Genomic DNA, 12,355 nt, shown 5'->3' on the forward strand with positions numbered 1-12,355 from the left:
ATCCAGAGTTCCAGGCACTGGATGAAGAGACGCAGGACCACCTGTTGGCCCATCTGGCCGTCTTGCAGGAGTTCGGACCGAATCTTGGCCGACCCAAGGTGGATTCTCTCAAGAATTCCAAGCACGCCAACATGAAGGAGCTTCGATTTCGGCAACGAACCGCCGTCTGGCGGATCGCGTTCGTCTTCGATCCCGAGAGAAGGGCCGTCCTCTTGTGCGGTGGAGACAAGGGCGGAAAGAACGAGAGCCGAAGGATCTGATCGCGATTGCCGATGCCCGTTACGAGCGGTATTTGAAGGAGATGCAAAATGCGCAGCCTTGACGACGTCAAGAAGGGCCTGCCTCCGGAGCGTCTCGCGCGCGTCGAGAAGACGGCGAAGAGCCTCCTGCGTGCCGAAGGCCTTCGCCAGCTTCGCAAGGGGTTGAACCGGACGCAGCACGAGGTCGCGGAAGCGACCGGAATGTCGCAGTACAATGTCTCCCGCCTGGAGAGCAGAGACGACATGCTGCTCTCGACACTCAACCGGTATGTCGAAGGCCTGGGAGGCCGACTTCGCGTGATCGCCGAGATGCCGGGAGATGCGACGATCGAGATTGATATCGCTCGCAAGGCCCCCGTGGGAGACGCTCGCAAGACGCTTGCACAGGAGACGGACTGACCCGGCGCTGCCCGGCTCGTTCGGCCGAAGCGCGATCTCCGCCACCCGAAACGAAAACGCCGCGGAACCAGTAGGATCCGCGGCGTCTCTGCTTTCGGGGAGGGGCCGACGAGCGGCCCGCTGAACTCAGGCGGCGACTTCTTCGGGTTCGCGCAGCACGTAGCCGCGGCCCCAGACCGTCTCGATGTAGTTCTTGCCATCGGCGGCCGTCGCCAGCTTCTTGCGCAGCTTGCAGATGAACACGTCGATGATCTTCAGCTCCGGCTCGTCCATGCCGCCATAGAGATGGTTGAGGAACATCTCCTTGGTCAGGGTCGTGCCCTTGCGCAGCGACAGGAGCTCCAGCATGGCGTATTCCTTGCCGGTCAGATGGACCCGCTGGCCGTTCACCTCGACGGTCTTGGCGTCGAGATTGACCGTCAGGTCGCCGGTGTGGATGACCGACTGGGCATGGCCCTTGGAACGCCGGACGATGGCGTGGATGCGGGCGACCAGCTCGTCCTTGTGGAACGGCTTGGTCATGTAGTCGTCGGCACCGAAGCCGAGGCCGCGGACCTTGTCCTCGATGCCGGCCATGCCGGAAAGGATCAGGATCGGCGTCTTGACCTTGGACAGCCGCAGGGTGCGCAGCACCTCGTAGCCGGACATGTCGGGCAGGTTGAGATCGAGGAGGATCAGGTCGTAGTCGTAGAGCTTGCCGAGATCGACGCCCTCCTCGCCGAGGTCGGTCGTATAGACGTTGAAGCTCTCCGACTTCAGCATCAATTCGATGCTCTGTGCGACCGCGCTGTCGTCTTCGATTAAAAGAACGCGCATCAGAAAGTCCTCTCAGCCAGCCGAGCCGAACCCGGGAAATTCGGCATAGCGATTATTGTCATCGTTTGGCCCAAACTGGCACTGAATGGTTAACAAATCCTCCTGGTCCGTCATGGACCCAGGCCGCAGCAGTACCGCGGCCTGATTGGCGGGAGCCGGCAGAGCTCCTTGTCGGTCGTCTCCTGCCGGGCAGAAGACCTCGCCGTTTCGGTTTACCCTGCCTTAAACCCTCGATCCTATGATTAACCGTGCGCGTAAACAGACGGTTAAGGGCATAGGTCACGAGCCTTGCCCGAAGCAGTTCGCCGCGCTGAGTTTTAACGCGCTCCGCCTGGCGGAGCCGTGAGTTGAGGGTGTGTGCATGAAACGCGACAACATGGTGCGGCTAACGCGCTTCAAGGTTCTTGAGAAGCGTCGCCAGGTCGAGCAGCTCGACCTCATGCTGGAGGACTTCTCCCGGATGGCCGCGGAGCTGGACGCCCAGATCCTCAACGAAGAAAAAAAGTCGGGGATTACCGACATGAACCACTTCGCCTATTCGACCTTCGCCAAGGCGGCCCGCCTGCGGCGCGACAACCTGCAGAACTCCGCCAAGGACCTGAAGGTCCAGATCAATGCGGCGAGGCTGTCGCTGGAAGAGGCCGAGGCCGAGCTCGAAAACGCCGAGAAGATGGAACAGCGCGACGGCCTGCGCGACGATCACGAGCCGCGGCGCACCGCCATCGGCTGAGGCGGGCGCCGCCTCTGCCGCAGGACTGCATGGCCGGGGAAGCGTTCGCCATCGGCGCGGCGCCCGGCGGGACGGGCCGGACGGTCGCTTCTTCGGTGGACGCGCTCGCCGCCGGCGCGGCGGCGTCCTCGGGTCCCTCAAGTCGATTCGCGCGTCCGGTCGCGGCCTTTGATGGAACGCCGCGTTCCATCCGGTGGCCTCGCGCGGGGACGCCGGTCGCCGGTTACGCCGAGCGCTGCAACTCGGCGCCGTTGACGATCCCGGGGACGATCTTGGGGACGATCCCGGCGACGATCCCTGCGATCTCGCTGCGGCAGGAGCCGCAATTGGTGCCGGCCTGCAGGAGCCGTCCCACCTCCTCGACGCTCATCGCCCGGCCGGAGGTGACCGCCCCGGCGATCTCGTTGACCCCGACCGAAAAGCACGAGCAGACGATGGCGCCGGGATCCGGCCGGTCGGCTCCGCCGCGCCCGGCGAGCAGCCGGTAGCGCGCTGGCGACGGATGGGCTGCTGCGAGCTGCGAGGCGGCCCAGCCCCGCGACACGGCGACCGGCTCGCGGGAGAGATAGAGCGCGGCAACCAGCCGTTCCCCGGCAAAGGCGGCAAAGCGATGGGCGCCGCCCGCAGCGTCGCGATAGGCCAGAATGGCGCCTGCGGGGACGCCGAAGAGCCGTTCGGCAAGACCGGCGGGGTCGTGCGAAGCGGCAAGGCCGGCCATCTCCAGCCGCCATCCCCGCTCCGCCCGGGCCAGCGCGAAATAGTCGAGCCCCGCCGTCTGCGGCCGCTCCGCCGTCACGGCAAAGCCGTACCAGGCGGCTTCGAACCGGCTGACGGTGACGGCCGTCGCCTTCAGCCCCGGCTGGCCGGAGACCGGATCCACCGCAGAGGAGACCAGTGCGTCGATCCGGCCCCGGGAGGACGTGTCGCCGGTCCAGTGCATCGGCACGAAGACGGAGCCCTGGCGCTGCCGGTCGCTGATCAGCACCCGGACGACCACTTCGCCGCGGGGCGAGCGGATCCGCACGAGATCGGCCTCGGCAAGGCCGAGCCGCGCGGCATCGGCCGGATGCAGCTCGGCATAGGGCTCGGCGATGTGGGCCGAGAGGCGCGCCGAAAGCCCGGTGCGGGTCATGGTGTGCCAGTGGTCCCGCACCCGGCCGGTGTTGAGGGTGAGGTGGCCTGCGCCCGGCGTCGCGGCGTCGGGCGGTGTCGTGGTGACGCTCTCCGCAGCGGCGTCGTCCGGCACTCGGCGCACGGCCGGCGCCGGCACGAAGCGGGCACGGCCGTCGGCGTGGAAGAAGCCGCCCGCGGCGAAGAAGCGGGTATCCTCGGCGGTCGCAGATGCGGGGTGCGGGACGGAAACTGCGCCGCCTTCAACCGTTACGGCCGGCCGGGGCCATTGCACCGGGCGGAGCGCGTCGTAGCCGGCTGCACCCAGCCCGGCGAGGCCGCCGATGTCGAAATCCCTTCTGCCGGCATTCTCGAAGGCCGACAACCGGGCGTGCTCGTCGAAGATCGCGGCCGGGCCCTGGTAGTCGAAAGCGGAGCCGGCGCCCATGCGCCTTGCGACCTCGCAGATCATCCACCAGTCCGGCCGCGCCTCGCCGGGCAGGGGCAGGAAGGCGCGCTGGCGCGAGATGCGGCGTTCCGAATTGGTGACCGTGCCGTCCTTCTCGCCCCAGGCGGCGGCGGGCAGGGCCACATGCGCATGCTTCAACGTATCATTGCGGGCGACGACATCGGAGACGACGACGAAGGGGCAGGCGGCGAGCGCCCGCGCCACCTTGTCGGCATCGGGCATCGAGACGACCGGATTGGTGCCGATGATCCAGATCGCCTTGATCGACCCGGAAGCGACCGCGTCGAACATTTCGACCGCCTTCCGGCCGGGCTTCTCGGCGAGCCTCGGTGCGTTCCAGAAGCGGCGAACGATGTCGCGCGCGGCCTCGTCCTCCAGTCCCATGTGGGCGGCCAGCATGTTGGCCATGCCGCCGACCTCGCGCCCGCCCATGGCGTTGGGTTGGCCGGTGATCGAGAAGGGTCCCATGCCGGGCCGGCCGATCCGTCCGGTGGCGAGGTGACAGTTGATGATGGCGTTGACCTTGTCGGTGCCGGAGACCGACTGGTTGACGCCCTGGCTGTAGACGGTGACGGTCGTCTCCGTTGCCGCGAAGAGCTCGTAGAAGCGCCGGACGTCGGTGGGCTCGAGGTCGGTGGCGGCGGCGACGGCCGGAATGTCGAGCCCGGCGGCGGCCTCGAGAGCGGCGTCGAAGCCGGCCGTGTGGGCGGCGACATAGGCCTGGTCGATCGCGCCGACGTCGGCGAGATGACGAAGTAAGCCGGCAAATAAAGTCGTATCGCCGTCGCTCGCGATCGGCAGGTGGAGGTCGGCGATCTCGGCCGTCGCCGTGCGGCGGGGATCGATCAGCACGACCTTCATCGATGGCCGCGCGGCCTTGGCCGCGGCGAGCCGTTGATGGATGACCGGATGGCACCAGGCAAGGTTCGAGCCGACGAGGACGACGAGATCGGCGCGTTCGAGATCCTCATAGGTGCCGGGCACGGTGTCCGAGCCGAAGGCGCGGCGATGGCCGGCGACGGAGGAGGCCATGCAGAGCCGTGAATTGGTGTCGATGTTGGCCGAGCCGAGAAAGCCCTTCATCAGCTTGTTGGCGACGTAGTAGTCCTCGGTCAGGAGCTGGCCGGAGACGTAGAAGGCGACGGAATCCGGCCCGTGCTCGGCGATGGTGCGGGAAAAGCGGTCCGCCACGAGGTCGAGGGCGGTGTCCCAGTCGGTCCGCACGCCGTGCTGCAGGGGATGCAGCAGCCGGCTTTCGAGCCCCAGCGTCTCGCCGAGGGCCGAGCCCTTGGAGCACAGCCGGCCGTAATTTGCCGGATGCTCCGCATCCCCGGCGATCGCGACGCCGCCGTCGTCGCGCGGCGTCGCCAGGATGCCGCAGCCGACGCCGCAATAGGCGCAGGTGGTGCGGACGGACTTTTGCGTCGGGGCGACGTCCATGGGATGTCCCTTATCGGTTGTGGCGGCTGGCTTGCGGAGGGCGCAGCGGATCGACGGTTCTTTGGACGGGCGCGCTCCCGGGGGCTCCGTCTGATCCGCTGGGGCTGGAAACCCGGCGCGGCCGTCTGACGAGGAGGCCGGGTTCTCGGAAAAACTTCCATCGCCCTCCCGCAGCGCCGGGATCGACGTGGGGCTCCCTCACCCGATCACGCCCGTCATTCGGCCGCCTCGTGCAACTCCGCCACCTGCTCGGCGAGCGAAAGCTCGATCACCTCGGTCAGCGGATCGACCCGGACGGCGAAGACCCGGACCCGGCCCTCGTCGGGCCCTCGCATCTCGCCGCTGGTGAGCGAGATCACCGCATTGTGGAGCGGGCAGGTGACGGACGAGTCATGGACGATCCCCTCCGACAGCGGTCCGCCCTTGTGGGGGCAGCGGTCCTCGGTGGCGAAGATGCGGTCCTCCGCGGTGCGGAAGACGGCGATCCGCCCCAGCGGCGTGACGACGCAGCGGGCGCCGCGGCGGGGAATGTCGGTGAGAAGGCCGATCCTGTGCCAGGAGCTGGTCATCATTCCGCGGCCTCCCTGAAGCCGATCGCGGCCATCGGCTCGAACTCGTGGCGGGCCATGGCGCCCGAGGCGCGCTCCGCCCAGGGGTCGCGCTGGGCGAACTGCTGGCTGAAGACGAAGCGGTCGAAATAGTGCCGGCGCTTTTCGGGATCGTCGACGATGGCCGCCTGGATCGAGCTCATGCCGACCCGCTTCAGCCATTTGTACATGCGCTCGAGATAGTGTCCCTGCTCGCGATAGAGCTGGACGAGGGCGACGATCGTCTGCAGCGCCTCCTCCTCTGTTCTGACTTGGGTGAGCACCTCGGTGCCCTTGATGTCGAGGCCGGCGGCGCCGGCGAAGTGGATCTCGAAGCCGGCATCGGTGCAGATGACGCCGACGTCCTTGCAGGTCGCCTCGGCGCAGTTGCGCGGGCAGCCGGAGACCGCCATCTTGACCTTGGCGGGGGTCCAGGAGCCCCACATGAAGCGCTCGATCCGGATGCCGAGGCCGGTGGAATCCTGCGTCCCGAAGCGGCACCAGTCGGTGCCGACGCAAGTCTTCACCGTGCGCAGCGCCTTGCCGTAGGCGGCGCCCGAGACCATGCCGGCGGCGTTGAGGTCGGCCCAGACGGCCGGCAGGTCCTCCTTCTTGACGCCCAGCATGTCGATGCGCTGGCCGCCGGTGCATTTGACCGAGGGGATCTGGAACTTGTCGACGACGTCGGCGATGGCCCGAAGCTCCTTCGCCGAAGTCATGCCGCCCCACATTCGCGGGACGACGGAATAGGTGCCGTCCTTCTGGATGTTGGCATGGACGCGCTCGTTGACGAAGCGCGACTGGTCGTCGTCGACATATTCGCCCGGCCAGTCGGCGAGGAGATAGTAGTTCAGCGCCGGGCGGCATTTGGCGCAGCCGCAGGAGGTCTTCCACTCGAGCTCCTGCATGACCTCGGGGATCGATTTCAGGGCTTTGGCGACGATCAGCCGGCGGACCTCGGCATGGCCGAGATCGGTGCAGGAGCACATCGGCTTGATCGCCTGCGGGTTGAAGGCGTCGCCCAGCGTCAGTGCCATCAGCTGCTCGACGAGGCCGGTGCAGGTGCCGCAGGAGGAGGACGCCTTGGTGTGGGCGCGCACGTCGTCGAGGGAGGTCAGGCCCTTGGCCGTGATCGTCCCGGTGATCTTTCCTTTGCACACGCCGTTGCAGCCGCAGATTTCCGCATCATCCGGCAAGGCTGCAACGGCCGCCATAGGGTCCAGGGGGGCGCCCCCCTGATAGGACTGGCCGAAGATCAGGGTCTCGCGCATCTGCGAGACCTTCGTCTTCTTCTTCATCAGGTCGAAGAACCAGGCGCCGTCCGCCGTCTCGCCATAAAGCACCGCGCCGATGATCGCATCGTCCTGGATGACCAGGCGCTTGTAGACGCCGGCCGAGGCATCGCGCAGCACGATCTCTTCGCGGTCGTCGGCCTCGGCGAAGTCGCCGGCGGAGAACAGGTCGATGCCGGTGACCTTCAGCTTGGTCGAGGTGACCGAGCCGAGATAGGCGTTTTCGCAGGGGCCGCAGAGCTGCGCGGCGACCACTTCTGCCATTTCGTAGAGCGGCGCGACAAGGCCGTAGCACATGCCGCGATGTTCCACGCACTCCCCGAGGGCGAAGATGTCGGGGTCCGACGTGCGCATGTCGTCGCCGACCTTGATGCCGCGGCCGACGTCGAGACCCGCCTGTTTTGCGAGATCGGTGGACGGCCGGATGCCGACGGCCATGACGACGATCGCAGCGTCGATCACCGTGCCGTCGTCGAGCTTCACGCCCTCGACCCTGTCCTCGCCGAGGATGGCGTGGGTGTTCGCCTTGGTGACGACGTCGATGCCGCGCTCCTTCAGGGACCGCTCGAGCAGGAAGCCGGCGGCGGGATCGAGTTGGCGCTCCATCAGCGTCGGCATCAGATGGAGAACGGTGACGTCCATGCCGCGCAGCTTCAGGCCGGCGGCGGCCTCCAGGCCGAGCAGGCCGCCGCCGATGACCACGGCACGGCCGCCGGTCTTCGCCGCTTCCAGCATCTTCTCGACGTCGTCGAGGTCGCGATAGGTCAGGACGCCGGGAAGGGTGGAGCCGGGGATCGGCACGATGAAGGGGTTGGAGCCGGTGGCGACGATCAGCTTGCCGTAGGAAGCCGTCGTGCCGTCGGCCGCGGTGACGGTCTTTGCCGCCCGGTCGATCGCCTCGACCCGCTTGCCCTTGTGCAGCGTGACGCCGTGGGCCGCGTACCAGGCGTCGTCATGGGTGACGATCTCCGCATAGGACTTTTCGCCGGACAGCACCGGCGAGAGCATCAGCCGGTTGTAGTTGACGCGCGGCTCGGCGTTGAAGATCGTCACCTCATACTGGCCGGGGGCCCGTTCGAAGAGGCGTTCGAGGGCACGGCCGGGGGCCATGCCGTTGCCGATGACGACGAGTTTCTCAGGCATGGGCGAAGGCTCCATGGTTCAGGCAATTGTCGTTGGCCGCGGCACCACCTAGACTGGCGCGAGCCGAACCGGGGCGCGGGCGATGGCGGGGCGGGTCTTCGACTGGGACGAGACGAAGCGGCGGGCGAATATCGCCAAGCACGGCGTGGATTTTTCGCTGGCGCGCGAATTCTTCTGGGACGTCGCGGTCATCGAGCGGGACAGCCGAAACGACTACGGCGAAGACCGGCTTTCCGTGACGGCGCCCTTGCTGGGTCGTCTGCACATCATGATCTATGTGGTTCGGGACGGCAGGATCCGGATCATCAGCCTTCGCCGGGCGAACAAGCGGGAAAGGCGACGTTATGAAGAAGCGATGGCAGACCGAGCCGATCAGTGACGAGGAAGACGCCGCGATCACCGCCGCGGCCCTGTCGGACCCCGACAATCCGCCGCTGACCGACGAGCAGATGGACCGCATGCGCCCGGCGCGGGATGTGATGCCGCGCGAGCTGTTCGAGAAGCTGACCGACACAAGGGCCGTCTTCGTGCCGGAAAAGACCGTCGCGACCTTCAGGAAGGCGTTCGGCGCCGACTGGGAAGAGGCGATGCGCGACGTCCTGCGGGAGGCCGCCGAGCGCAGGGACGAGGCGGCGGAGTAGGGCGCGCCGGCATGGCGTCGGTCAGCAGTCATCACGCCGCCTCCTGCGCCTTTCGGGGCGTCATGGCATGGCCGAGGGCGACGGGCTTCTGCGGCATCAGTGCAGACCTTCGCCGGCTGCCGGATCGGCGGGAACCGCGATCGTCGCCGGATGCGGATAGGCCTCCTGGATCATCGTCCCGGAGAGGAGCCCGTAGGCGCTGGTCCAGGCCGACCTGACCTCCGGCGTGAAATGTTCGCCGAGCCCCTGTTCCAGCGTCCAGAGGAGGGCGGCACCGACGGGCGCGTAATGCTCCGGCGTGACGCCATAGGCGACATGACGCACGCCGAGCGCCCCTGCGGCCGGCAGCACCGTCTCCGGCCTCGACAGCCCGCCGACCACCATCGCCAGCATCTGGATCAGCTTGCGGCGCTGCTCGGTCATGTCCTCGGCAAACAGCGGCCGAAGCTCGGGATTGGTCTCGAACAGCCGCCCATAGAACAGGGCGGAGGCGGTATCGGCGATCGGGGCCACCTGGGCGAAGCTCGACTGGACGAGCGCGACTTCATCTGCGGTCATGGCTGCTTCTCCGTGGTTTCGGGTTGGCGTGAAGCTTCGGCCGTCATGCTGCAGCCACCTTCAACGGGGTGCTGTCCGGCTTCGAGCGGGGCGAGGGCCGTGCGCCCCCCTCGTATTCTTCGAGGAAATCGAGCAGTTCCTGGCGAGTGCGCCAGTAGTCCGGATGCTCGAGCAGTGCCTTGCGGCTGCGCGGGCGGGGCAGGTCGACGCTCATGATCTTGCCGATCCTGGCCCTCGGGCCGTTGGTCATCATCACCACCCGGTCGGCGAGGAGGATCGCCTCGTCGACGTCGTGGGTGACGCAGATCGCGGTCACCTCCGTGCGCTTCCAGACGTCCATCAGGACGTCCTGCAGCTCCCAGCGCGTCAGCGAGTCCAGCATGCCGAAGGGCTCGTCGAGGAGGAGCAGCTTCGGCGACAAAGCGAAGGCCCGGGCGATGCCGACCCGCTGCTTCATGCCGTTGGAAAGATCGGCCGCCTTGCGGTGCATGGCATCGGCAAGACCCACCCGGTGGAGATAATGCTCGACCACGTCGCGGCGCTCGGCCGGCGCGGCGTTCGGATAGACCCGGTCGACGCCGAGCGCGACGTTTTCGCGGGCGGTCAGCCAGGGCATCAGCGACGGCGCCTGGAACACCACGGCGCGGTCCGGGCCGGCACCCGAAACCTCGCGGCCGTCGAGAATGATGCCGCCCGAGGAGATGTCGGTGAGCCCCGCGGCCATCGACAGGACCGTCGACTTGCCGCAGCCCGAATGGCCGATCAGCGTGACGAACTCGCCCTGGCGCATCTTCAGGTCGAAGCCGTCGACGACGGTGAGCGGCCCCTTCGGGGTCGGATAGACCTTGCGCACCTCGAAGAATTCGACGAAGCCGCGCTCGATCGGCGAGCGGGCGGCGTCGAGATAGGCCTTGGGCAGGTCCGGCGAGGGGACGCGCCGCCTGGCGCCGAGGGTGATCGGCGTGACATTGGGCAGGGCGACGGCGTCGCCGGCCTCGGCGCTCGCGTGGCGGCCCTTTTCGACGAGATAGCCGGTGATTTCGCGGCGCAGGCGCTTGAAGGTCTCGTTGCCGTTCATGGCCGTGCGATCGCGCGGATGCGGCAGGTCGACGGCGAAGGACGGGCCGAGCGAAGCGCGCGGGCCGGGATCGAGCGGGATGATCCGGTCGGCCAGAAGGATCGCCTCGTCGACGTCGTTGGTGATGAGGACGATGGTCTTCTTCTCGATCTGAGAGATCGCGGCGAACTCGTCCTGGAGCTTTCCCCGGGTGAGGGCGTCGAGAGCCGAGAGCGGCTCGTCGAGGAGGAGGATTTCCGGGCTCATGGCGAGAGCCCGCGCCACCGAGACGCGCTGGCGCATGCCGCCGGAGAGCTCCGCCGGCTTGCGGCTTTCGGCATGGGAGAGGCCGACCATGGCGATGTATTTGTCGATCCGGGCGCGCCGCTCGGCCTTCGGGGCCTTGGCGAAGACCTGGTCCACAGCGAGCGCGACATTGCCGCGCACCGACAGCCAGGGCATCAGCGAATAGGACTGGAAGACGACGCCGCGCTCGGGGCCGGGGCCGGTGACCTTGTCGCCGCGCACCAGGACCTCGCCGGCATCCGGCGCAATCAGTCCGGCGAGCAGCGAGATCAGCGTGGTCTTGCCGGAGCCGGAGAAGCCGACGATGGCGACGAGCTCGCCTTCCGCAACCTGAAGATCGAGGTCCTTCAGGATCTCGGCGCGGTGCTTGCCCTCGCCATAGGACTTGGAGACCTTGTTCAGCTCGATGATCGGGGGCGTGGCCATGGGGCGTTCCTTCCGCATCATCGCGTGCCGGAGAAGGTGAAGGCGGTCTGCAGCGCGGCCATGATCCGGTCGAGAACGAAGCCGACGATACCGATGGTGATGACCGCGACGATGATCCGGGCGAGGGAATCCGACGAGCCGTTCTGGAACTCGTCCCAGACGAATTTGCCGAGGCCGGGATTCTGGGCGAGCATCTCCGCGGCGATCAGCACCATCCAGCCGACGCCGAGCGACAGCCGCAGGCCGGTGAAGATCAGCGGCATCGCCGAGGGCAGGACCAGCTTGGTGATGGTCTTCGTCGTCGAGAGCTGCAGCACCTTGCCGACATTGACCAGATCCTTGTCGATCGAGGCGACGCCGAGGGCGGTGTTGATCAGCGTCGGCCAGAGCGAGCAGAGCATCACGGTGATCGCCGAGACGACCATCGATTTCGGCATGGCGTCGGAGGCGTTCACGTAGAGCGCCGAGACGATCATCGTGACGATCGGCAGCCAGGCCAGCGGCGAAACCGGCTTGAAGATCTGGATCAGCGGGTTCAGTGCGCCGCTCACCGTCGACGACAGGCCGCAGGCGATGCCGACCGGCACGGCGATGATCGTCGCGAGGACGAAACCGAGGAAGACCGTCTTCAGCGAGGTGAGGATCTGCTCGGGATAGGTGGGCGCGCCGGTATAGTCGCGCACCTTCACCCGGTCGGCATGGCCGGCCTCGACGAGCTTCTGGTTGCGTGCCTCCTGGCGCTCGTAGAACTCCGCCTTGTCGGCGGAGGTGCGCTGGTAGTCGGCATAGAGCGCTTCGGCCTGGCCCCAGACCGCGGCGGGGCCGGGCACCGTGCCGAGCGAGGTCTGCACCTGCGGGGCGAGAGCCGCCCAGGCGGCGAGGAAGGCGGCGATGCCGATCAGCGGCACCACCAGCCCCATCCAAAGCCCCTTGAGATTGGATCTCGCATCGTCGCCGGCGGCGATCTTCATGATCGGCACGGTCCAGCCGAGGCCGATGGCGGTCAGCGGGCCGCTGGCCCGGGTGATGCGCATCATGCGCTTCTCGCGCTTCAGCACCCGGCGCGCTTCGGCCGAAGGCACGTCGCCCATGAAGTCGGAGGCGGTGGTCATCTCGCGATG

General features: G+C 67.5%; 12 protein-coding genes. 5 read left to right on the forward strand and 7 right to left on the reverse strand.

All coding sequences use genetic code 11. The features are described from left to right. Window positions 1–62: 62 nt before the first annotated feature. Together ATO4_RS28250 and ATO4_RS07580 are read left to right on the forward strand one after the other, a co-directional pair. Window positions 63–260, forward strand: a complete 198-nt coding sequence (locus ATO4_RS28250) for a type II toxin-antitoxin system RelE/ParE family toxin (protein WP_245308626.1) — start codon at window positions 63–65, stop codon at window positions 258–260. 48 nt (window positions 261–308) lie between these two features. Further along, window positions 309–659 (forward strand): helix-turn-helix transcriptional regulator, encoded by a 351-nt coding sequence (locus ATO4_RS07580; protein ID WP_083590828.1) that lies wholly within the window; start codon window positions 309–311, stop codon window positions 657–659. Window positions 660–785: 126 nt separating this feature from the next. Here the strand turns inward: ATO4_RS07580 and ctrA are convergent, their stop codons facing one another. After that, entirely contained in the window at window positions 786–1,475 is a 690-nt protein-coding gene (ctrA, locus tag ATO4_RS07585; RefSeq protein ID WP_083590829.1) for a cell cycle two-component system response regulator CtrA, read from the reverse strand. A 361-nt stretch (window positions 1,476–1,836) separates the two neighbouring features. Here ctrA and ATO4_RS07590 point away from each other — a divergent pair, with 361 nt between their 5' ends. Further along, window positions 1,837–2,205, forward strand: a complete 369-nt coding sequence (locus ATO4_RS07590; protein ID WP_083590830.1) for a flagellar export protein FliJ — start codon at window positions 1,837–1,839, stop codon at window positions 2,203–2,205. Between the two features lie 223 nt (window positions 2,206–2,428). Here ATO4_RS07590 and ATO4_RS07595 read toward each other — a convergent pair whose 3' ends face one another. From ATO4_RS07595 to nirB, 3 genes are all read right to left on the reverse strand, one after another. Continuing rightward, window positions 2,429–5,224, reverse strand: coding sequence for a nitrate reductase (locus ATO4_RS07595; protein ID WP_083590831.1), 2,796 nt, complete (start codon window positions 5,222–5,224; stop codon window positions 2,429–2,431). A 215-nt stretch (window positions 5,225–5,439) separates the two neighbouring features. Further along, on the reverse strand, window positions 5,440–5,793 hold the full coding sequence (gene nirD / locus ATO4_RS07600) for a nitrite reductase small subunit NirD (protein WP_083590871.1): 354 nt from the start codon (window positions 5,791–5,793) through the stop codon (window positions 5,440–5,442). Next, window positions 5,793–8,246, reverse strand: a complete 2,454-nt coding sequence (gene nirB / locus ATO4_RS07605) for a nitrite reductase large subunit NirB (protein ID WP_083590872.1) — start codon at window positions 8,244–8,246, stop codon at window positions 5,793–5,795. The genes nirD and nirB overlap by 1 nt, the downstream gene beginning before the upstream one ends. Window positions 8,247–8,328: 82 nt before the next feature. Here nirB and ATO4_RS07610 point away from each other — a divergent pair, with 82 nt between their 5' ends. Together ATO4_RS07610 and ATO4_RS07615 are read left to right on the forward strand one after the other, a co-directional pair. Continuing rightward, a complete protein-coding gene (locus ATO4_RS07610) occupies window positions 8,329–8,625 on the forward strand; it encodes a BrnT family toxin (protein WP_083590832.1) in 297 nt (98 codons plus the stop codon). Continuing rightward, entirely contained in the window at window positions 8,591–8,887 is a 297-nt protein-coding gene (locus tag ATO4_RS07615) for a hypothetical protein (RefSeq protein WP_083590833.1), read from the forward strand. Before ATO4_RS07610 ends, ATO4_RS07615 begins: the two co-directional genes overlap by 35 nt. Before the next feature lie 96 nt (window positions 8,888–8,983). On the opposite strand, the gene ATO4_RS07620 is transcribed toward ATO4_RS07615, so the two are convergent. Genes ATO4_RS07620 through ATO4_RS07630 form a run of 3 tightly spaced genes read right to left on the reverse strand, consistent with a single transcriptional unit; the run spans window position 8,984 to window position 12,346 of the window. Next, window positions 8,984–9,445 carry a globin family protein gene (locus ATO4_RS07620; protein WP_083590834.1) on the reverse strand — a complete coding sequence of 154 codons (462 nt, stop codon included), beginning with the start codon at window positions 9,443–9,445 and terminating at the stop codon, window positions 8,984–8,986. Between the two features lie 43 nt (window positions 9,446–9,488). After that, entirely contained in the window at window positions 9,489–11,234 is a 1,746-nt protein-coding gene (locus tag ATO4_RS07625; protein ID WP_083590835.1) for a nitrate ABC transporter ATP-binding protein, read from the reverse strand. A gap of 17 nt (window positions 11,235–11,251) precedes the next feature. Further along, on the reverse strand, window positions 11,252–12,346 hold the full coding sequence (locus tag ATO4_RS07630) for an ABC transporter permease (protein ID WP_176222895.1): 1,095 nt from the start codon (window positions 12,344–12,346) through the stop codon (window positions 11,252–11,254). Window positions 12,347–12,355: the final 9 nt, after the last annotated feature.

Source organism: Aurantimonas sp. 22II-16-19i, from assembly GCF_002088275.1.
Taxonomy (GTDB): Bacteria; Pseudomonadota; Alphaproteobacteria; order Rhizobiales; family Rhizobiaceae; genus Jiella.

Bases quoted from the DNA above. Each gene is read 5' to 3' on its own strand.
- ATO4_RS07610 (WP_083590832.1), top strand. From the start codon at position 8,329: ATGGCGGGGCGGGTCTTCGACTGGGACGAGACGAAGCGGCGGGCGAAT.
- ctrA (WP_083590829.1), bottom strand. From the start codon at position 1,475: ATGCGCGTTCTTTTAATCGAAGACGACAGCGCGGTCGCACAGAGCATC.
- ATO4_RS07580 (WP_083590828.1), top strand. From the start codon at position 309: ATGCGCAGCCTTGACGACGTCAAGAAGGGCCTGCCTCCGGAGCGTCTC.
- ATO4_RS07630 (WP_176222895.1), bottom strand. From the start codon at position 12,346: ATGACCACCGCCTCCGACTTCATGGGCGACGTGCCTTCGGCCGAAGCG.
- nirB (WP_083590872.1), bottom strand. From the start codon at position 8,246: ATGCCTGAGAAACTCGTCGTCATCGGCAACGGCATGGCCCCCGGCCGT.
- ATO4_RS07590 (WP_083590830.1), top strand. From the start codon at position 1,837: ATGAAACGCGACAACATGGTGCGGCTAACGCGCTTCAAGGTTCTTGAG.
- ATO4_RS07615 (WP_083590833.1), top strand. From the start codon at position 8,591: ATGAAGAAGCGATGGCAGACCGAGCCGATCAGTGACGAGGAAGACGCC.
- ATO4_RS07620 (WP_083590834.1), bottom strand. From the start codon at position 9,445: ATGACCGCAGATGAAGTCGCGCTCGTCCAGTCGAGCTTCGCCCAGGTG.
- ATO4_RS07625 (WP_083590835.1), bottom strand. From the start codon at position 11,234: ATGGCCACGCCCCCGATCATCGAGCTGAACAAGGTCTCCAAGTCCTAT.
- nirD (WP_083590871.1), bottom strand. From the start codon at position 5,793: ATGACCAGCTCCTGGCACAGGATCGGCCTTCTCACCGACATTCCCCGC.
- ATO4_RS07595 (WP_083590831.1), bottom strand. From the start codon at position 5,224: ATGGACGTCGCCCCGACGCAAAAGTCCGTCCGCACCACCTGCGCCTAT.